The 20,264-nt window shown below is 34.7% G+C and carries 27 protein-coding genes; 20 read left to right on the plus strand and 7 right to left on the minus strand.

What is annotated here, in order from left to right; genetic code table 11:
• Positions 1–958 precede the first annotated feature (958 nt).
• From ACIQ2D_RS15020 to ACIQ2D_RS15030, 3 genes are all read left to right on the plus strand, one after another.
• On the plus strand, positions 959–1,351 hold the full coding sequence (locus ACIQ2D_RS15020; RefSeq protein WP_402865385.1) for a DUF5071 domain-containing protein: 393 nt from the start codon (positions 959–961) through the stop codon (positions 1,349–1,351).
• Positions 1,352–1,447: 96 nt separating this feature from the next.
• On the plus strand, positions 1,448–1,576 hold the full coding sequence (locus ACIQ2D_RS15025) for a hypothetical protein (RefSeq protein ID WP_402865387.1): 129 nt from the start codon (positions 1,448–1,450) through the stop codon (positions 1,574–1,576).
• A 142-nt stretch (positions 1,577–1,718) separates the two neighbouring features.
• Positions 1,719–2,228 (plus strand): hypothetical protein, encoded by a 510-nt coding sequence (locus ACIQ2D_RS15030; RefSeq protein ID WP_402865389.1) that lies wholly within the window; start codon positions 1,719–1,721, stop codon positions 2,226–2,228.
• A gap of 126 nt (positions 2,229–2,354) precedes the next feature.
• On the opposite strand, the gene ACIQ2D_RS15035 is transcribed toward ACIQ2D_RS15030, so the two are convergent.
• Positions 2,355–2,777, minus strand: a complete 423-nt coding sequence (locus ACIQ2D_RS15035; protein WP_402865391.1) for a DUF3888 domain-containing protein — start codon at positions 2,775–2,777, stop codon at positions 2,355–2,357.
• A gap of 304 nt (positions 2,778–3,081) precedes the next feature.
• Between ACIQ2D_RS15035 and ACIQ2D_RS15040 the strand changes: the two genes are divergently transcribed.
• From ACIQ2D_RS15040 to ACIQ2D_RS15095, 12 genes are all read left to right on the plus strand, one after another.
• On the plus strand, positions 3,082–3,522 hold the full coding sequence (locus tag ACIQ2D_RS15040) for a hypothetical protein (protein WP_402865393.1): 441 nt from the start codon (positions 3,082–3,084) through the stop codon (positions 3,520–3,522).
• A gap of 276 nt (positions 3,523–3,798) precedes the next feature.
• The gene (locus tag ACIQ2D_RS15045) at positions 3,799–4,176 is read left to right on the plus strand and encodes a hypothetical protein (protein WP_402865395.1); all 378 of its coding nucleotides are present in this window, start codon (positions 3,799–3,801) and stop codon (positions 4,174–4,176) included.
• A gap of 152 nt (positions 4,177–4,328) precedes the next feature.
• A complete protein-coding gene (locus ACIQ2D_RS15050; RefSeq protein ID WP_402865397.1) occupies positions 4,329–4,853 on the plus strand; it encodes a hypothetical protein in 525 nt (174 codons plus the stop codon).
• A 91-nt stretch (positions 4,854–4,944) separates the two neighbouring features.
• Positions 4,945–5,457 carry a zinc ribbon domain-containing protein gene (locus tag ACIQ2D_RS15055; protein WP_402865399.1) on the plus strand — a complete coding sequence of 171 codons (513 nt, stop codon included), beginning with the start codon at positions 4,945–4,947 and terminating at the stop codon, positions 5,455–5,457.
• A gap of 224 nt (positions 5,458–5,681) precedes the next feature.
• Positions 5,682–6,359: a hypothetical protein gene (locus ACIQ2D_RS15060; RefSeq protein ID WP_402865401.1), complete on the plus strand. Its 678-nt coding sequence runs from the start codon at positions 5,682–5,684 to the stop codon at positions 6,357–6,359.
• Positions 6,360–6,509: 150 nt separating this feature from the next.
• A complete protein-coding gene (locus ACIQ2D_RS15065) occupies positions 6,510–7,061 on the plus strand; it encodes a carbon monoxide dehydrogenase (protein WP_402865403.1) in 552 nt (183 codons plus the stop codon).
• A gap of 632 nt (positions 7,062–7,693) precedes the next feature.
• A complete protein-coding gene (locus ACIQ2D_RS15070) occupies positions 7,694–8,401 on the plus strand; it encodes a DNA alkylation repair protein (RefSeq protein ID WP_402865405.1) in 708 nt (235 codons plus the stop codon).
• Between the two features lie 645 nt (positions 8,402–9,046).
• Complete coding sequence (locus tag ACIQ2D_RS15075; RefSeq protein ID WP_402865407.1) at positions 9,047–9,655, plus strand: class I SAM-dependent methyltransferase; 609 nt, start codon at positions 9,047–9,049, stop codon at positions 9,653–9,655.
• Positions 9,627–10,313, plus strand: coding sequence for a response regulator transcription factor (locus tag ACIQ2D_RS15080; RefSeq protein WP_402865652.1), 687 nt, complete (start codon positions 9,627–9,629; stop codon positions 10,311–10,313). Before ACIQ2D_RS15075 ends, ACIQ2D_RS15080 begins: the two co-directional genes overlap by 29 nt.
• Entirely contained in the window at positions 10,310–11,392 is a 1,083-nt protein-coding gene (locus ACIQ2D_RS15085; RefSeq protein WP_402865409.1) for a sensor histidine kinase, read from the plus strand. The genes ACIQ2D_RS15080 and ACIQ2D_RS15085 overlap by 4 nt, the downstream gene beginning before the upstream one ends.
• A 481-nt stretch (positions 11,393–11,873) precedes the next feature.
• A complete protein-coding gene (locus ACIQ2D_RS15090) occupies positions 11,874–12,374 on the plus strand; it encodes a sigma-70 family RNA polymerase sigma factor (protein ID WP_402865411.1) in 501 nt (166 codons plus the stop codon).
• Positions 12,371–13,621, plus strand: a complete 1,251-nt coding sequence (locus ACIQ2D_RS15095; RefSeq protein WP_402865413.1) for a DUF4179 domain-containing protein — start codon at positions 12,371–12,373, stop codon at positions 13,619–13,621. Before ACIQ2D_RS15090 ends, ACIQ2D_RS15095 begins: the two co-directional genes overlap by 4 nt.
• Positions 13,622–13,982: 361 nt before the next feature.
• Here the strand turns inward: ACIQ2D_RS15095 and ACIQ2D_RS15100 are convergent, their stop codons facing one another.
• Complete coding sequence (locus tag ACIQ2D_RS15100; protein ID WP_402865415.1) at positions 13,983–14,522, minus strand: hypothetical protein; 540 nt, start codon at positions 14,520–14,522, stop codon at positions 13,983–13,985.
• 193 nt (positions 14,523–14,715) lie between these two features.
• Here ACIQ2D_RS15100 and ACIQ2D_RS15105 point away from each other — a divergent pair, with 193 nt between their 5' ends.
• Entirely contained in the window at positions 14,716–14,886 is a 171-nt protein-coding gene (locus ACIQ2D_RS15105) for a hypothetical protein (RefSeq protein WP_402865417.1), read from the plus strand.
• A gap of 114 nt (positions 14,887–15,000) precedes the next feature.
• Here ACIQ2D_RS15105 and ACIQ2D_RS15110 read toward each other — a convergent pair whose 3' ends face one another.
• Positions 15,001–15,546: a DUF7010 family protein gene (locus ACIQ2D_RS15110; RefSeq protein ID WP_402865419.1), complete on the minus strand. Its 546-nt coding sequence runs from the start codon at positions 15,544–15,546 to the stop codon at positions 15,001–15,003.
• Positions 15,547–15,824: 278 nt separating this feature from the next.
• Between ACIQ2D_RS15110 and ACIQ2D_RS15115 the strand changes: the two genes are divergently transcribed.
• Both ACIQ2D_RS15115 and ACIQ2D_RS15120 read left to right on the plus strand, forming a co-directional pair.
• A complete protein-coding gene (locus tag ACIQ2D_RS15115; RefSeq protein ID WP_402865421.1) occupies positions 15,825–16,385 on the plus strand; it encodes a hypothetical protein in 561 nt (186 codons plus the stop codon).
• A 73-nt stretch (positions 16,386–16,458) separates the two neighbouring features.
• Positions 16,459–16,923 (plus strand): hypothetical protein, encoded by a 465-nt coding sequence (locus ACIQ2D_RS15120; RefSeq protein ID WP_402865423.1) that lies wholly within the window; start codon positions 16,459–16,461, stop codon positions 16,921–16,923.
• Between the two features lie 71 nt (positions 16,924–16,994).
• On the opposite strand, the gene ACIQ2D_RS15125 is transcribed toward ACIQ2D_RS15120, so the two are convergent.
• The 3 genes from ACIQ2D_RS15125 to ACIQ2D_RS15135 are packed head-to-tail and all read right to left on the minus strand — an operon-like array spanning position 16,995 to position 18,055.
• Positions 16,995–17,276 carry a hypothetical protein gene (locus ACIQ2D_RS15125; protein ID WP_402865425.1) on the minus strand — a complete coding sequence of 94 codons (282 nt, stop codon included), beginning with the start codon at positions 17,274–17,276 and terminating at the stop codon, positions 16,995–16,997.
• Positions 17,277–17,286: 10 nt separating this feature from the next.
• Complete coding sequence (locus ACIQ2D_RS15130; RefSeq protein ID WP_402865426.1) at positions 17,287–17,676, minus strand: SHOCT-like domain-containing protein; 390 nt, start codon at positions 17,674–17,676, stop codon at positions 17,287–17,289.
• A 13-nt stretch (positions 17,677–17,689) separates the two neighbouring features.
• A complete protein-coding gene (locus ACIQ2D_RS15135; RefSeq protein ID WP_053485903.1) occupies positions 17,690–18,055 on the minus strand; it encodes a DUF2089 domain-containing protein in 366 nt (121 codons plus the stop codon).
• Between the two features lie 315 nt (positions 18,056–18,370).
• Here ACIQ2D_RS15135 and ACIQ2D_RS15140 point away from each other — a divergent pair, with 315 nt between their 5' ends.
• A complete protein-coding gene (locus ACIQ2D_RS15140) occupies positions 18,371–18,595 on the plus strand; it encodes a hypothetical protein (RefSeq protein WP_402865428.1) in 225 nt (74 codons plus the stop codon).
• A gap of 452 nt (positions 18,596–19,047) precedes the next feature.
• Here the strand turns inward: ACIQ2D_RS15140 and ACIQ2D_RS15145 are convergent, their stop codons facing one another.
• Positions 19,048–19,470, minus strand: a complete 423-nt coding sequence (locus tag ACIQ2D_RS15145) for a PH domain-containing protein (protein WP_402865429.1) — start codon at positions 19,468–19,470, stop codon at positions 19,048–19,050.
• A 172-nt stretch (positions 19,471–19,642) separates the two neighbouring features.
• Here ACIQ2D_RS15145 and ACIQ2D_RS15150 point away from each other — a divergent pair, with 172 nt between their 5' ends.
• The gene (locus ACIQ2D_RS15150; RefSeq protein WP_402865431.1) at positions 19,643–20,098 is read left to right on the plus strand and encodes a GNAT family N-acetyltransferase; all 456 of its coding nucleotides are present in this window, start codon (positions 19,643–19,645) and stop codon (positions 20,096–20,098) included.
• Positions 20,099–20,264: the final 166 nt, after the last annotated feature.

Genomic DNA, 20,264 nt, shown 5'->3' on the forward strand with positions numbered 1-20,264 from the left:
TAGAAAAACACCTCCACATTGATTATTTCAGGTTTAAATACCCGTTATTCAATGAAAGGTGTTTTTATTTGTCTCATGTTATTAGGTCAGTCCCATTACTAGTAAACGTGAAAAAAGGAGAGGCTTTTTTGAGTTCATCTAAAAAAACTATGCAAGCAACAGTGTAACAGTCGTTTGATACCATGTGGTGTTGTACCCGTTTCCAAAGTACTCAAAGCAATAGATGTATGCGACATACCTAAATGCGATTGTTCAGGTAGTATAAATATTCAAGCTGGGAATAATACGTTTATCGCCGATATTTGCCCAAATTGTACCCTTCAAGGTAGTTTTGTTTCATTAGAAACTCCGAGCACAACATTTAACTCAACCTTGGTTAATCTCCCTCAATGTCGATCTACTGATATAGGAACCCTTTTACTAGTCACAGGGTTTGGTACATTGACAAACAGCCCACTAATAACTCATGGTCCTTTTACACTATAGTTATTCGAAAAATTCGTCGGTAACGACCACCTACTCTTTACAGTATCTGGTTTTGATCAAAATGGACTTTCTTTTACTCTTTCTACTTCTCAACAAGTACCGGATGAAAACCTTATGGTCAATTTTTGCCATTCCTGTTGTTCGTCTTTCCAAGGGATAGCAAACAAAACTTCAGCGCCATTTAATTTTGAGAATGAATTAAATAAAGGTTCACTTGTGATTATCAAAAACGGAGAAATCGAAGTGAAAGGACTGTAATAGTTGAAATACCAACTGAAATAGGCAGTAACAGAAGGGCACAAACCCTTGATGTGACTGCCTTTTTGTTGTGAAGAGAAGCTTGAGACATTTCTGTTACTGATATTGAATGATCGAAAAGATTATAGTTCTTCCACGAATGATGCAGTTTAGTACAATAAGGATTGATATACTAAATAGATAGCCATGTATAACAACCAAAGGAGTGATGAATTTGGAAAAGCTTGAAAGTTTCCTCCCCAGAAATGTATATGATGTCGAGCAGGTTGAAAAGATCAAAAAACTGGATAGACATATACTAAGGTCTTTATTGCCAGACCTCCTCGAATTTACGAAGGATATGAACTGGCCCGTTGCACCTGGCATATTGGAGATTCTATTAACATTCCCCAAGGAAATTGTCCCCCATGTGCAAGCTGCCTTATCTTCAGATGATGAAAATTGGAAGTGGTTTATCCTACACTTTTTAATTATTGAATTGCCAGTAGAATCAAGAGTTCACTTTAAAGCGTATTTAACAAGGGTGGCTGAAACCCCTACACAAGATGAACTTGCAGAAGAACTTGATGAAATCGCACAAGAAATTTTAGAAACACTCCATTATTAGGATAGTCCAATAACCAATGTAACTTTTTTTCATTCAATTCGTTTAACTGTACAGCAAGAACATTTTACATAGCAATCTTAGAAAAGGGGAGAATGCGTGAAGTGGCTAAATAGTAAATGGTTCGATAAGGCTTTTTGGACGGCATGGTGGCTACTTTTAATCTGGTTGTTAGGGTTTATAGTTATAGGTGGTTACTTCTTTTTGTTATTTATGAGTGAATTATAAAAGTTACGGTGATTGAAGGGGATTGTGCTAATGGTGCAGGTTGGCCTAGCATTAAATTCTATAATATGGATGTTTCGATAATCGATTCGTTAAAGAACAGGGTTGTTTTTTTCATTTTAGAATTAACGGAGGACGTAGAAAAATGATCAATATTAATACATATATGGAAGATATGGAATCTCCATTCGATAATGTAAAATTAATAAGAATAGATGATGAAGTAAACATGCAGAGGATTTCTTCTAAATTATCAGATATGTATAATGGGTATTGTATTGAAATCATTTATAATGATAAACGATTAAATCCACTTTGCATAACAACTACAGAACCTTGGGAGACTTATTTATGTCTTATAAAAAATTATCTAATAGCCGGTTATTCAGAAGTACATGACTTAAATCATCCTATTATGTTTTACTTTTTAAAAGATGAAGAAAATTTTTTAAGACTTAAAATTGAAAATTCATATGATAATACACTTGAGTATGAAATTTCATTGCCAGAAAAAGAATTTTTAACAATTGCTTTTAAAAGTTTTTTAATTTACTTGGATTATATGAAGATATATAATCCCGAATATTGTGAGCATTGGAAAGAACAATTTAATTCTTATATTTGCTTTATTGCAAATAAATTAAATGTTGAATAATATCAGTTTCAGCTATATTAGCATTATCAAAAGGTACATAATCGCACGCACAGCGCCGTAACAGGAAGGGCTATTCGCTCATGCCAAATGGCTTATATTGAACGTTGAAAGTTAGTGGAAGCTTATTTATGATTCAGGCGCCGGGTATTCATACGTTTTTAAGTGCGTGTGATTGATCAATTTCACCTCAGGTCCAAAAGAAATTTCATAGGTCATGCGGTCCTTCCCTACTGAAATCCAGTGTCCACCATCCGTAGGCTCAATGTAGAATGTAATTTCCAATTTAAAGCCACGGAAACCATTTACTCTTCTTGTTTCAATCACTTCAATTTTCCATGGCGTGACTTGAGGGGAAAAGTCGTTTGTTATCTTCGGGTAATAAATGTTATGCAAATCTTTTTGAATATAAGGGTAGAGCATGTTCATCAGCATATCCTGTAACCTCAGTTCTTCAGAGTCTTGAGTTGGTTTTGCTGATGAAACGATTGTTTTTTGGTAAGTAGTAATACAAACAAGAGTTAGTATAAAAACGATTAACATCTTTTTCATTTCCTTCAATACACCTCTTTACGATTCTATCTAATTAATTGTATTGTGACCTTTTCTGATTAAAGTATGTGCTTATTGTTGAATACAACAAAGTCGGGTACTGACATTCAACGATATGTTTGGCAGTCGTACAAATAAAATTCATATTTTTGCCGAATCAAATTCTATATTTGATATAAGTAGAAAGGTCAGTTATTCAACTCCTATGAAAGAACGTAAGAATCTTTCATTTTCTGTGACATGGATGGCTAACGGTGCTGTTCAGTGGAATAAGGTGTATTTAGAAACAATAAGGGGGAAGTGTATGAAAAAGGTTTTAATTTCTTTATTAGCCGTAATTGTGTTAGTAGTTGGGATTTATTTTGTATTTAACCTTAAACTACCTAAACCAATCATAACCATTGAAAATAATACAGTAGAAGTGGCACAAAGTTCTTATTGTTGGAGGGGACTCATTAACGCGCGATGTGTTGATATGATTTCCCCACCAGGTATTATTGAACATCAAGAACTTAAACCCGTTGTTGTATCACCTGGAGCTGAATTAAAAATAGAATTTAACCGTAAACCACAAGAAAATACTTTGGGCGCATATATATGGTTTAGTAATGATGAAGTGGAAAATGTTCCGTTAAATGACAATGTATTAGTAGTGCCAAAAGAAAAAGGTGTTTATATTTATAGTGTTTCTGCACATTGGAAAAAGGGAAGTTCGAGTTATGCCTTTGTAATAGAAGTTAAGTAAGTCATAGTTCATTAGGTTGTGATATTTGGAGATTATTGAGTTGCATAGGCAGCTCTTTTTTCTTTATTAAACTAAGGGTGCAGGCTAGTTGAAGAAAAGAATTGGTATTTTTATGGTAAAATATAGATGATAGATGATTTTATGTATAAGAATTTTTAATCACAGAACGCAGAATAATGGAAGAAATGGATTCAATCTCAAGGGGGGATTTTTGTTAAATCAGCAAGAATTTTAAGTCTCATTGTTTTAATTGTAATTGTATTTTTGGGTGGTTATATGATTGGGAAAGTAAACTCTGGTGAGGCTTCGCGGGAAATTAAAATTGGCTATGATAACAAAGAACATGTTGGGCGAATCGATATTAAAAAAGTAATTACAGACACAGAAAACCAAGAAATAGTCGATAACTTAATGATGATTTATCTCACTAAGGAGAAAATTCCAAATCCAAATCTAGCTAATCCAAATGTCCATATTTCAGTAATTAGTCCGAAGCAGTTCACTGTCTTAATTGATTCCAGACTATGGTTCACTAATGAAGGCGCAGTTATTGGTCTTCGCTCTGGGGAAAGTTGGGACCAAGTCGATTATTTCTCCATCAATAAAAACGATGCGAATTACATTAAAGAGCAGATTGAATACCAAGAAGTGTAAGTTCGTGGTGGATAGAAAGTCTTGATTAGTATAAAGAAATTGGGATATAGACACGCAGAGAAGAAGGAATGGACAAAGAGCTTTCCTTCTTTCTAACAATTTTTACTTTATGGTACAATTAACATTATTAGTCATTTTAGATAGGAGGAGTCATGAGAATTTATAAATTAGCTTACATAGGTACGTTTATTCTACTCTTATCGGGGTGTAATGCATTTTCAGCTCCAACAGAAGAATCAACTGCAAAAGTAGAGTCAACAGTAGCGTCAAAAGAAGTGTCGGAAGAATCAACAGAAGTTGTAAAAAAGGAACCTGTTATCTTAGATGTCACGGAAATGGAGAAATATCAAGACCCAATGGGAGGTTTTAATCCTCTTGTGATTGATGCAGAGATCGCGTCTCCAATGGGTGATCATAAATCTTATTTTTCTTATTCCGGTGATATGCCATTTAAACTATCATTATCAAATACTGGTACAGAAAGTTTTTTATTCAAAATTCAAAATGTAGATAAAGAACTACTTGTTACAAATGGTGTTTTAGGCAGTAATGAAAGTTATGACAAGATATTTGACGGATTCCCTGAAGGCGATTATGTCATATCTTTCGTAGTAGAAGAGGAAGAGCCTCCTAGTGATATAAAATTAAAGGTCAAACTAGAGTACCTTCCCTGGTAAGAAGCGTATTCAACGAACCCAGCTCATTTGAAACCATATAGAGCATGAAAACGTATGGTCTAAAAACTGAGTGTGACAAAGGAGGACGGTCATGGGCCAAGAAAAGTTTATTCCTGATGAGCATCAACAAGCACGTTCATTCTTCCGTTTGCTAGGACCTGTACTGTTAATCAGTGGCGTAGTCTGTATAGTAGTGGCTGGTGTAGATTTTTTTACACTACAACCATTTGATGAGCCGGATTTGTTTTGGTTATTTTTTGTAGCATTACCTCTTATTTTCATTGGCTTTGTACTGTCAGGCCTAGGCTATGGTGGGTCTGTTGCGAAGTATCAGAGCCGAGAATATGCGCCAGTTGCAAAGGATACATTTAATTATTTGGCACAAGAAACAACATCAGGCGTTAAAGAAATCGCTAATGCGTTACAGCAAGGAAGTGCCTCAACCTTATCGTTAAACTGTCACAACTGTCAGCAACCAAATCCGATGAGTGCAAGGTTCTGTAATGATTGTGGCATAAAATTAGTGCTAACGTGCCGTAGTTGCGAACAAGAAAATACGAAAGATGCGCGTTTTTGTAATCATTGTGGTAACTCATTACAATAAACCCCTTATAAGGCAGCCTAGTGCTGTCTTTTTTCGTGGCGTAAAAAGAGTCAGTGTGTCGACAACTCTTATATTTACATAAAAAAACAATGTAATTTAGCATAGCCCAAGTAAAAGATGAAAGAAAAATATAGGCATTATAAAAACCTCTACTTAAAGTAACGGAGCAGATAAATTGAATAAACAGCCGACTCTAGAGAACACTAAATATGAGGTGTTCTCTTATGAAAAAAGGTATTATTTTAGTTTTTGCCATTTCTTTTTTTGTCGTTTTAACACAAGGTAATGCAATGATTACTGAATATGATGAAATTACAAAATCAGATAAAGCGGATGTTTCCCTTTTTGCAAAAAAGATGAATGGAGTATATACAGATTTTAAAATTGATTTTCAAGGTAGCGTCTTTTCTAGACCTTTTTGGATAAACACAACAGAACCTGCTTGGCATCCTCAAATCATTTATAAAGACATTAATCAAGATGGAAAAAATGAGTTAATCATAATTTTGACCAAAGGTACTGGTAATGGGATATTAGAGCAAGAAGTTCACATTTTCCATATCCAAAAGCAAAAAATTAATAAGGAGCTTGTCGATGACCAAATTGCGATAGTGTTAAAAAACGTAAAGACCGAGTTATTACCTAACAAAGCAACTATTAGTATTGGTAAAAAGAAATATACCATTGATACTAAACCTTTAAAAATTGAACCTGAACATTTATTTCCAGATATATACTTTGGCAATCTTATCAACTTTGAAATAAATGATAATCAACTTATTGCGAAAATCGGAGGCCAAATTTCTCCAGCAGGTGGAAGTATAGGTGAAGTTAAAATCACGTATATGTTTAAGCATAAAATGTATCAAGCAAAATCAGTTGAATTTGAACCATCTGAATAATGTATTGTTAAACTAGTGAGGTGCGTTGATCCAAGTAGGATTAACGCTGTTTTATAGAATTTATTGAGCTTACGCAGAAGTATAGTAGAATAAGGAATTATTGTAACTGAACAGGACAAACTAAACCTAAAAATAATTTAGAGTGATGAAATGGGAAAAAGTATTCCTCTTCTATTGGTTTTATTTAGTATATTAATTTGTGGGTTGTATTATGGACCAATAACTGCAAATCCAAACGATACTCCTCCTTCTTTTGAGGATGGCTTCACTGAGGTAGGGTATAAATCTGTAAAAAAAGCGGTTAAGGAATTTGAAAATCATTTTAAAAGTAATGTAAAGTTGCCAGAAATACTGCCTTCAATTTCTTTCACACATCAATTTGGAAGATTTTTCGAAGATAAGAACTATAAGGTGAATGATTCTCTAGAGATTAGGTTTGTTAATAAAGATATAAGAGAAAATATATTTAAAATTGACATTCGCCTTTCAAAAAATAAATTGAACTTCAAAGATAAATTAAACTTTAATGGTAAAGAGTATACACTTCAAGATGGTACGAAAGCCATTTATTTTGAAGGTCGACTCTTTAACTTTTTTGTCTTTGAAAAAAATAATTTGCAGTATCTACTCGGAATTCATAATAAAGTCGCCAACGCAGCAACACCTGAAACATTAGTTCGAATAGCTAACTCAATTAAGTGACTAATTCATTTAATCATATTTACAAAAGGTAGGAACATCACTTCCTCTAGTTCTGAAAGTAAAGTTTTTTAAACACTCCCTTTAGTGCTTTTTATAGGAAATTCATTTGTTAAAACGTAAAATATTCAATTTATTTCCTCAATTGAATTTCCTATTTGTGTATAGTTGAAGCAAAACAAAAAACCCGGAAATTGAATTCCGGGTTTGATTAGCACTTACAGTTACTCCTCCATGACACACTGCCTCGCTTCCGCATTGGATCTTAAGATTATCCTAAGACCAACCATACTTTAGCTTAATTCAGTATTGATGGTTCTTCTGAGTTAACGATCAATCGCACTCATCGGGTTAACCCTCCTAGTCACTTGGATTTGAAGTGAAATCTTTAATAGTATAGACTGATTATCATTTTTCATACGCATTATTCATTTTTTCTTCAAATGATGACGATTGTTTTTCTTACTACCACTTCGAGAACAAAGTGCCAACATGCATTAAGTGGATTCATTCATAACACTCCTGCGCTTGAGGGTAAATTTGCTGACAAAGGATAGTTTGTTATAGGATAATGGTGATGTATTAGATAGGCTAATTAAATGGGGGAAACTCCAAAAAGAAGGAAGTGCTAAACGATGAATTTAGAAATGGTTATGCAGGAGCTTGAAGCCCTTGGCAAGGAACGAACTAAAAAGATGTACATATCCAATGGTGCGCATGAGCCGCTATTTGGCGTGGCTACAGGCGCTATGAAACCAATCGCAAAGAAAATAAAAATAAACCAGAGTTTAGCAGAAGAGCTTTATGCTACGGGGAACTACGATGCAATGTACTTCGCAGGTATTATTGCAGACCCAAAAGCTATGACTGAGTCGGATTATGATCGTTGGATGGACTCGGCGTATTTTTATATGTTGTCTGATTATGTAGTGGCTGTAACTTTATCAGAGTCAGATATTGCACAAGAAGTGGCTGATAAATGGATTGCAAGTGATGAAGAGCTAAGAATGTCAGCGGGCTGGAGTTGCTACTGTTGGCTTTTAGGGAATCGAAAAGACGTTGAATTTTCAGAAAGCAAAATCTCGACTTTGCTTGATATTGTGAAAAATACGATTCACGATTCGCCAGAACGAGCGAAATCAGCTATGAATAATTTTCTATATACTGTGGGGGTTTCATATTTGCCACTTCATGAAAAGGCAGTCGAGACCGCAAAGGCAATAGGAATAGTAGAAGTCAAACGAGACAATAAAAAAAGCAGTTTCCTAAATGCTTACGAAAGTATTCAAAAAGAAGTCGACAAAGGAAAGATTGGATTTAAACGCAAACATGTAAGATGTTAAAATCAGCCTCGAATGCTGCTTAGTTAAGGTGAAATATGGAAAAGTGAATATTAAGAAATCCTTTTCTATTGTTGAGTTCGGAAAAAGATAAAAAAGGTTATTTCTTAGTGAAGTAACGGAGGCGATTGTTCAATTAGAGCAATCGCTTCTTTTGGTTATAGGTGAGACAAATAGAATCCCACTAGGTCAAATTGAAATGTTGAATAGGTCCTTCTTCGATTGCATTAAATAAAATAAGTATTTTGAATACCAAATTGAAACCAATAATGATTTCTTTCAGGAATATAAAATCCTTGAACAAATAAGAAAATTGTTATTACATCTGTTGTCTAAATAAGTATGTCTTATTGGGCTAACAGGTGCTTACATTTATTAAGAAGCTGTTATTACGGCTTCTTTTTTTGTTTTTCACAAACGGGGCATGAGAGCACAATAAAAACTAGTTTTTACAAAGTCGGGAATAATATATATAAGTTATGCTAAAGAGACTTGGTAAAGCATGTTCCATTATTCATACGGTAAATAAAATAAAGGGTTGTATTAACCTCAAGAATCCTTAAGGAATCTTAAGGATTTTCGCCACTCCTTCTTAAGGTTTGAATTCTAAAATATGATTAGCAATTCAAACCAATGAGGTGAATAAAAATGAAAAAACTATCTTTCTTAATTCAATATCTAATCAATCCAAAAACAGTAGGTGCGATTCTTCCTAGTTCAAGTTTTCTTGGTGATAGAATGATTGAAAAAATCGATTTTAAGGCAGCAAAATATATTGTTGAATATGGCCCAGGTACAGGTGTGTTCACAGATAAATTGATTAAAAAAAGAGAACCTAAGACAGTGATCGTATTAGTGGAAAATAATAAAGAATTTTATTCCTTGCTGAGAGAAAAATATAAAGAGGAAGATCATGTATTCATTAAATATGGATCTGCTGAAAATATTGAACGATATTTGAAGGAGTACGGTATCCCTTATGTGGATTATGTTATTTCTGGTCTTCCTTTTGCGAGTTTACCCAAAAACGTTTCAAATGAGATTTTATTAAATACCACAAGAATCTTGAAAAAGGACGGACGATTCATTACTTTTCAATACACAAAAATAAAAAAGGCATTCTTTAATCAATTTTTCACCAAAATAGATGTGAAGAGAGAATATAGAAATTTTCCACCTGCCTACATCTTTAGCTGCACTACGTTAACAAAACATACGGAGGAATTTTATAATGTCAAGAATACTAATTGTGGATGACGATAAAGAAATCAGAAATCTTATTGCAGTGTATTTGGAAAATGAAGGTATGCAAACCCAAAAGGCTGAAGATGCTATTGAAGCATTGAAAATGCTAGAAGAAAATGAGTTTGACCTTATTATTTTAGACATAATGATGCCGAAAATGGATGGCATTCAAGCGTGCATGAAGATTAGGGAAGAACGTAGCATGCCGATCATTATGCTTTCTGCAAAATCAGAAGATATGGATAAAATCAAAGGTCTTGCTTCTGGGGCCGATGATTATTTATCTAAACCATTTAACCCATTGGAGTTAATTGCTAGGGTGAAATCTCAATTAAGAAGGTATACAAAATACAATACTGATTCATCTTTCGACAAAAGTGTAATTGAGATCGATGATTTAACGATCAATACAGATACACGTCAGATTTGGGTACAAAAAAAAGAAGTGAGGTTGACGCCAAAAGAATTTGATATTTTAGAACTTCTTGCTCGAAACAAAGGGATGGTCTTAAGTATCGCAAAAATTTATGAGGCAGTTTGGAAGGATGACTTTTTTAAATCTGATAATACAGTGATGGTACACATTACAAAAATTAGAAACAAAATAGAGGAAGATCCCAAACAGCCCATATATATTAAAACGATTTGGGGAGTAGGCTATAAAATATGAGGAAGATTGCGTTCAGGAATAGACTAACCGTAAAGCTACTATTAATAAGCGTAATTAGTTTAGTCGTTTCAATTGTTGTAACAAACCTCACTTCTCAACTTGTATTTTACCTGGTTAGTGGACAAGAAACTATTGAATCCAGTGTGTTACAAGTCAGTTTGATGATGATATTTTTGCTGTCTACAGCAATTGTAACTTTTATTTTCATATTTATATTGCTAGTAAGGAAGAAAATAAGGTATTTAAAATCCATATCCCAAACGGTTCAGCATATTGCCAATGGAAAACTAGGGCTAACCATTGAGATTAAAGGTAAGGACGAATTAACACAGCTAGCTCAGAACATTAATTACATGTCAAAAGAGTTAGAAAATAAATTCATACATGAAAGACAATTAGAAAAGGCAAAAAATGAACTGATTACAAATGTATCTCATGATTTAAGGACACCATTGACTTCAATTATTGGCTATTTGAATTTAATAAAAAATGAGCAATATGAAAATAAAGATCAACTTCATGAATATTTTGAAACTATTTATGCAAAGTCACAAAGACTAAAACACCTAATGGATGAACTGTTTGAATTTACGCGTTTATCCAGTCCTGATGTCCAATTAAATCTGAATAAAGTTGACATGGCGAGTTTATTGCAGCAAATAGTTGGCGAATATATGCCAATATTTGAGGAAGAACAATTAAGTGTGCAGAGTTCGATAACAGATGAAGACTTCCCTGTTTTAATAGATGTAGAAAAAATGGTCCGTGTTTATGAAAACCTCTTCATGAATGCCATAAAATACAGCATGAAACCATCTGATATTCAAATATCTTTTAAATCGAAAGGGAATACCGCCATTTTACAAGTATCAAACAGAGTGGAAAACCCTCCCGTAGAAGATGTAAATAAAATGTTTGAACGGTTTTTTAGGGGAGATAAGGCAAGAGTGGATGCACAAGGGACTGGTCTTGGCCTTTCGATATCAAAAAGAATCGTTGAGCTTCATAATGGGGACATTCGTGCGGAATACAAGGATGGTTGGATTATCTTTATTGTTGAACATCCTCTTTATAAATAACAATTTAACGTGAGAAGTAGGAGATGTGTATTGATAGATCTCCTGTTTCTCTTTTTTCTTTATTGAATGAACGGGATGTTTAGTTGAAGAAGGAATTAAAAACTTATGTCTTCAAAAGAACATCTTAAACGCAAATCCCTAACTATCCAACTATAATTTCACAAAGCTACTGATATAGCTGCTTGATTAGTGTCATAATTGTTATAACACTAGTTACACTCCCATAATTATTAGGACAACCATCTGATTGAGCTTTGTCGAAACAGCGAAAGGGAACAGGCTAGATTTTTATAGATACATAGAAAAACTCGTCACTGAGTTACCGAAATATATAGCTATTCGTCGCGCGTATCCAGAGGTACTTATATTTTTAGGACAGGATTATATTGTAATAAAGTGTAAGACGATTTCCTAAATAATTTTAAAATTTTTGAACGAAATGAAACATTGCTGAGTCTAATGAGTGAAGGAGGCGAAAAGGATGGAATTTGAAATCGTGCAGCGTGCTATTCGTGGGGATCATCAAGCGATACTTTCACTTATTGAAATGGATGAAGATATTTTATATCGCATGGCTTTTACATACATGAAAAATGAGCAAGACGCTTTAGACGTGATGCAGGAACTGGTTTATAAGGCACTGAAAAAAATGCATACCGTTCAACAGCATGAATATGCCAGAACATGGCTCGTGCGCGTCTTAATCAATTGTTGTAAAGACCATTTACGAAAACGCCAACCAACCGTTTCAATTGAGGAACATCACCTAGTTGAATGGGTCATCTACTCAGATATGGAGCGGTTATTGGAGCATTTATCCTTGTCGGAGCAGCAACTCGTCTATATGAAATATTTTCAGCAACTAAAAAACAAAGAAATTGCCGAGCTAAATCAAATTCCGGAGGGTACTGTAAAGTCAAAGCTTCATCACGTACTAAAGAAGCTTAGAAACTTCGCTGGAGAAAAGGAGGACTGGCTATGAGTAAACTACCGATTGACGTTCCAAAGGAGAAACTTCAACAAGTTCGGATGGATATGTTTCGAAAAGTTCAACGAGAAAAAAGAGCAAAGAAGCGCATTGTTTCGGTTGCAATAGTCTCTTTGTTTTGCCTAAGCCTTTTATTTTCAATACGTGTTTCTCCTACGATTGCTAGCCACATCGCAAAAATACCTGTCTTAAAAGAAATTGTATTAGCGATTGGAAGAGATAAAGGGATACAAGATATTGTGGACAATGACTACTATGAAGAAATCAATGTGACGGAGTCTAATAAGGGTCTATCGCTTACATTACAGGGTGTGATTGCAGAGCATTCAGGATTAGTACTTTACTATGATGCCAATGCCTCATTTGATATGTCGAAATTACACTTGAAGGAAGTTCAAGTGTTCCAGGGGGACGAAGAAATTAAAGGCGGAGGTTCATTTACAAGCAATTCATCAAATCAAACATACATCTCTGATTCAGTAGAATATAGTTTTTCAGAGCCTTTCGCTTATACTTCAAAGGATTTTAAAGTGGTTTTTCGTTTTTATGAAAAAGACAAGGGGAACATTGAAATTTCGATACCGTTTTCACTACAAAACGAAATCGCAAAGGAGAAAACTTTTACTGCGAATCGTACTGTAAATGTCGATGGTCAGAAATTTACGATTACAAAAATCCGCCGTTCTCCATTAAAAATGGTACTCGATATTGAAGTAGACGAAGCGAATACGATGCAAATTTTATCGTTTGATGATATTACGGTCGAGATGCCAGATGGAGAGCGAAGAGTAAATATTAGAAATCGCCCAATAGGCAAAAATCGCGACGGCAATTTTACGGTATATTTGGAAAGTAATTATTTCCATGATCCAGAGTCACTCTCGATTATGATTGGAGCTGTTCATGCCGTTCCAAAGGGGGAGGATTTTATCGAAGTTGATTTTGCCACAAAAGAAGTACTCACAAAGCCTGATTACTTCGATTGGGACATTTCCGTAACGCAGCAAGATGTATCAGTTACTATAAATAAACGGGATCAAGGTAAAACTTTATTGCTAACTGAAGCTGTAAAAGAAGATGGTACGGAGTTAGATGTTAAAGGTATCAATGTTTCACGAGATGCGCAGTTCGTAACTGAGACGACGCAATTTGGAGATTATGATGGCAAAGCAAAAATATATATCAACTATTTCTTCAATCCTATTGGAGAGAAAATTGAACTGAATATTCCTTTGAAATAAAGTAAAGATGTTCAAAAAGGCTCTCCTTTTTGAACATCTGTTTTTACTATTTCCAGAGCCTGTACAGACTCCATGTAAAGCTTACCAAATAACATTCTACTACGTTATCTTGTCCATGAAAACGGCTCCCTTTTCCAGTTGTGAAATCAACCATGTTAATTAACCAATTTTATCCTATCCTATTAAAAGAAAAAGCCGATATCCGATACGGGCTACTCGCTTTCCTATGGGTGAACGTCGAGCCGCTTCCCCCGTGTGAGTCGAGTAGCCTCCACTACATTCAATAAGATTGGCATTATACATACGGACAATTTTTAAAAAGGCTGAGGAATAGCTCAGTCATTAGCACAAAATGAAGTCTTTAAAATCGAAGTAAAGTTGCAATAGAGGTAACGGCATAAACGATTATACCGATACCGAAAAACATAATTGACCTATTGGTGGTTTTCAAATCGCCTGTTTCTTTTTTCATCTTTTTTGCATATTTTAGTGTCACTAACGCACCACCTATCAATAACATCACACAACCCATATAAGCAACGATGTCTGCGCCTACACTTTTGCCCATTTCAATGGCTACGATCGCTATAGCGTATAAAAAGTACACCAAAGAATTACGAATTCTTTCCTTCTTCTCTAATTGTCTACTTTGCTTTTTCGCGACTTTGTACCATTGCTTCAAATCTTCTTGCGACACATATTGCGCAACAATCGCTTCTACTTGTTCCGCATGTTTTTTTCGAGCTTTTACCCAATAAAAAGCATCGTATAAATCATCGTTCGGCCTCTTTAAAGTGCCTTTGATGCCTATTTCAAACGGAACATTACTTTTCTCCATGTGTTCGATTATGGCCAGGAGCGTATCTTCTTCATGTCCCATCAATATTTTCTTTTTAAACAAGCGCTGCACCTCTTACGAAACTAGTTAAATTACGTTTCATTATACTATTTCATTCGACCCCTCCGTACCCCAATATATACCACACCCTATTAAATATCTGATACTTTCGTTGAGTAACGAACGAATGGGAATAATTTAAGTGCATTTTCGTGGTAACATTAGATAAATATGTAAATGCAGGGAGGTTGGAGAAATGAGTAATTATCTTTATGCTGTAACGTTAGGAATATTTGCTTGGTTTACCGGGGAGCTAATCACCTTTCTGATGTTGGGGTTTGTTCTTATTAGTTTGAATAATATCAATTCAACGCTTAAAAAGATATACCTTCAAAATAATGAGAAACGTAATAATGGAGAGCAGTAGGAGGTTACTTTAAACAGATATACCAAAATGGAGTTTGAAATTTCATCACTATATTGAATGTATCTCTGAAAGAAAATGGGTAGTAGATAAAAAAAATCACCTAGTAACAGGTGATTAAACAAGATTGACTTTAAGTTCTCTTAGAATTAAAAGAACACCAATTCCATACACAATAGAAATTGCTAAAGGTACCAGAGTGAAAGCATGGTCCACAAAGAAGCCACCTAAGATTAGAGAAGAAAAACAGGTCCCTAAAGTAACAAATAAATAAGCTTTACTTTTATAAATCCACACGTAAGGAAGAAAATGAGAACCTGCAAGTAAACCAATTGTGAAGGGCAGGTATTCAGGTATTTTCATATATACGATTATAAATACAGGTATATAAAAAGCTTGAGGCGCTGCAACTATTCCTCCTAAAGTGCCTAAAGGGTTGTCGGTAGCGTGTAAATTAACACCAAGAATTTTACTAATTAAAATTCCAATAGGAAAAATGACACCTAAGCCAAATATCCAAATTAAATGTACAGCTTCTATTGGAACAATGAAGTGCATTAGGGTGAAAATTAAAAAGACAACGGCACCAGATAGCAAAATTGGGTATCCTTTTTTTGCTTCGAATATAATTTCTTTTTGTAAATCTTCAAGTGTTTTACTCATTAACGCACCATCTTTCGTAAAATTGGTAGAAGATTTCTATAATATACCAGTGTTTCGCTAGTTTTACCACTGATAATTCAATAATGGAAGTTTTTATGGTGGCTTTATCGATTGCAATGGTAGGGAAATTTAATGACCGCACATTTTGAAGAAAATTATACATAAGGTAATCCACTATTATAAAAGGGGAAATAGTTTGTGAAGAGTTGTACTTAAACTTATAGTGGCGTTAAACGACTCTTACATTAATGATTGCATGTAGTATGGGAGGGTTTCATATGAAAAAACTAGTGATTGAGACGATTCTAATAGTAATAGTTTTAGCGTTGTTCATCACCTACAATCATCTTCAACAACCTACAGAAAATGATGTATTACACCTTACTGAAAAATGGTCTGAATCTGCAGAGGAAGTATTTTGGGTTAGAAAAATTGACGATAAGTGGTTAGCGATATTTAGAAATTCACAATCCGTAACCATCGCGGAATTACAACAGAATTGGCTTGGCACATGGAAATTCAAAAATAATGAAACTTTATCCTCGATTTCCTACCCACCTCGATTAGAAGATCAAATGGATTGGAGTGCTTCGGGAAAAAGCGAAGAAAATGTAGCTTATTATTTTGGCATGGTGACAGATCCTGAAATAACTATAATAACTGTAGAGACGCAGGATGATGTGTTTGAAAATGCGTCATTCATAAAGTATGAAGGCATGCGATTTTTCATTAAAAGGGGAGAGGGACCCCTCGTATTGCCAGTGAACATTAGCGGGTTTTCTAAATCGGGAGAGTTAATTTACTCAACCTTGGGGAAAATTTCACCTAATAAAGATTAGTTTCCAAATTACAAGGCCAGTTTCGTGTAAGAAGGATATGCTACCATTACAGAAAGACAAGAGGTGAGTTTTCTTGAAAAAGAATACGTTCTATTTAATGATTACACTGCTACTGCTGCTTCTTATAACAGGATGTGTACCTGGGGAACCCTCCATTGTTGAAGATTCGCAACCTCAATTGACTACTTTACACGGTGAGAGTGATCATTGGAATTTACACGGATATAACATAAAAATTGAAGGAAATACGCTTTTCGCTGGAAACGGTGAATTACAGTACAAATTGGATGAGGACGTGAAGGACAATTTTTCATTCAAGATGGTGGCACAAGTTGGTGAGCAAGAAGTGGTGCTACAAGAGATGAAAATTGTGCGTGCATTAGGTGATTTTAATCATCAAGACACGGGTCAGGCGGAAGTGGATTTCCCAATGAACAACGAGAAAGCTATCATACTGACTGATATCGATTACTATTATGCAATTGTAGAATGGTGGTCATCCCAAGGAGAAGCTATGAAAGAAATTATACATATTTAAAAAAGCCTAATTTCTCGCAATTAGGCCTTTTCTTAAAATGCTAGTCAGTGGTCGGTGTATTCTATACGCAATTATAGTCTCACCTTCACCTCAGTACCGTCCTTCGCTTTGACATCTACTAGCACAATCCCCTTATAATTCTTCAGTTCCTTGACGATCGGCTTTAGCGTTTTTTTATCTATTAGTGGAAAGGTAAAGTCTATTTTTTTTCTTTCGAAGTACTCTTTTGTCCATTTGTTTACATATTTCTGTAAAAGTTTTGAAGACAAAATTGAAATAGCAATGTTTAACATCACATATGGAATTGGAATGGCAAATCGAACGTCTTTTGTTTTCACTTTTACATACATCATAAGTAAATCACTACTCAATGATGACGGAAACGGTATCCCCGTTTGCCGATTTAACATCAACAATTTGGCCATCTAATTCGTTTTCGATTGCTTCAATTAGTAGGCTTATGTCTATATCTTTCACGTACTTTTCCGCTTGAGGAATACTCGCTGCAATACCGTGTCCAGCCATTAATACTGCCTTGACAAGTTTTATTGGCAAGTTGACTGTGACGTTGTCATTATCGGCTGATACAACACGAACTTTTAATGTTTTATCGAAATATTTAGCTGATTTTTCAACAGGCTGATTCCCTGTTTCTTCTTTCGCTTTTAATACTTGAATCAGTTCGGATCCTTTTTCTGCATCAATCTTTCCTTCTTGAATCATTGTTAACACTTTTGTAATTTCCTCTTTCATGATAAATTCCTCCTTATTCTTCTTTTAAGAGCTTAATAGCTTCTTCTGGTGTGATTTCGCCATTTTCCAACATCGTGACAACTTTTTTCTCGTCTACTTCATTTTTCTTCTTCTGCACATAGCCAAGGGATGAAATAATGTCTGTGAGCTTGCCTCGAACCGTCGGATACGAAATCCCCAGTTCCTTTTCAACTTCTTTAATATTCCCTCGGCATGTTAAAAATACCTCTACAAAATGAAGCTGATCCTTTGATAGAGATGCCAGCTTAGATAATTCAAACTCATTTTCAATCGTTGTGTGACAATGAGAGCACTGCAACTTTGTAATTTTCAGTGTCTTACTACAGACAGGACAATTTGTGATTACTTGATAAGCCATAATTAAACCCTTCCTTTTTGCTGATTCGATTTCATTATACATCAATAATTTGAAAACACAAATGATAAAGTTAATTTTTTGATTCAAAAAAGACAATAATGTTAATTTATTATTTAACATTATTGATTTCGGTGTTGTATTTAGCATAATAAGCAAGATTACTTAGACTTTGAGATGTTGTGCCAAAAAGAGTAGTACAGCTGGCGGTAAGTTACGTAGAAAAGCATTGAAAAAATCTAAAATGAATGAATAATATATGTTAATATAGTTATTTATTACATAAAAATGAATGGAATCATTTCGAGGAGGATTTTTATGAAGATGGTAGAAAAGCATGGCAAAGTGACAATAGACGGTTTTGAATTTGATGGTCAAATTGAACAAGACAAACTTTGTTCAACATGCAAGTGTAATTTAGTATATTACGATGATTTCGATACGTATTTCTGTCCTACATGTAATAGTTGGCTAGAAGCAAAATGTAGTGACCCGGATTGCTATTATTGCCCGAATCGCCCAGAAACGCCTTTAACTCGCTAAAAAGCATAATCAAACGAACGGGGCCTTCATTACACAAACAATTTGTTAGTAATAGCATTACAAACAGAGGTTGATTCTACACGATATGTAGATCAACCTCTATTTCATTTCACCCTGTGAACTAAATATGTATATGAAGAAAAAAACGATTAAAAGGATCACTCGGTGGAAGTGACCCTATACGCCAAAACAGGAGAGTTTTTTGTAAAGCTAAATCACTTTACACTTTATATTATGATTTGAAAGTGAATACAATTAGCCATGTGCCTGTTGGATAGACAAAAAATCAAAAAACCGCACATAGCATAGAGAAAAATAGAGCAGTACAACTAGCATAAAGTTGCGTAGAAAAGAATTGAAAACATTTGCGAAGAATACGAGAGAATAGCGTATAGTACAGACGCTTTCAATAAAAAAAATTTGGATTGCACCATTTACTCGAATTGCTGAATCTATGTATGTGGATATCGTTTACTTAACTCTGTGATAAATGCCAATTTTTCCTTTGGTAAAAGCTTTATCCTTCTAAAGGTTGCTGATTGCAAACCTAATTCAAGTCCTGGGTTAGACCATGAAATGCGATAACCCGTGAATCCAGCTGTCGTTGGCGAAATCTTTGTGATGTTTTGATAGGGAATTTTGCTTTTGAACGGTCCGCCTTTAATTAATAGATAATCTTCACTGAAAACGTACTTAATCGAAGTGCCGTACCACATGATAAAACCTGCTGTCATAAGAAAGAAAGCAGCTATCCTCATTAGCGTGGAGAATGATGCTTCTTTATAAATAGGGAGTAGTGGGATCGTACCCATTATGACAATCACTAAATAGATCAGTGTTAAAAGAAAAAAGTCTACTTTTGAACGGAAAACCATTCATTACTCACACCTTTCTTATAGAGGTATCCTTTTATTTCGTTGTACAGAAAATTGACACAATTCCCATTAAAATTTTATAAAAAAACTGAACAATTTACTTTTTATGGTATTATTTTCACAAAGATAATTCACTTTTAGGTGCAGTGAAAGAGTAAAGGGGGACATGGATATGTATCAATATTGTAAGGGCCTAGTAATCCGTGAAGGCACTGAGGGCGTACCTGCTGACGAAGTTGAGGCGCTTTTTAAAGATGCGGGTTGGGCAAAAACCATTCCAGCTTGGCAGAAAGAAAAGTATTCTTTAATCTTCAAGAATTCTACTTGGGCATTTACGGTTTGGGATCATGACAAAATGATCGGGATGGTAAGAGTGATATCCGACAAAATAATGGCTGCGAATATACTGGATTTGGTTGTGTTGTCGGAGTATCGTGGACAAGGCATAGGGAAAATACTTGTGGAACTATGTGTTCAAAAGCTTCCGCATGGTGATTGGTTCGTACACACTTCGACGAACAATTTCAAATTCTATGAAACATGTGGATTCGAAGTAAAGGGTTTATCCAGCCATGGCACTTGTACGTATTTCGGGTACATTCAAGCACGTAAAGATGGGCACCTATGATGCGCTTATACACTATTATTGAGTTGCATCAGCAGCTCTTTTTATTGAACTGATATTTAAACTTTTCCATCTACACACAGACATTAAATTTTCATAACAAATTCAAAAATCCCAAACTATTTGAGCTTAAAAACTTCTTAAAAGGTTTGGGATTATCGATTACAGT

The sequence above is a fragment of the Lysinibacillus sp. NPDC097287 genome (assembly GCF_044761695.1).
Taxonomy (GTDB): Bacteria; Bacillota; Bacilli; order Bacillales_A; family Planococcaceae; genus Lysinibacillus.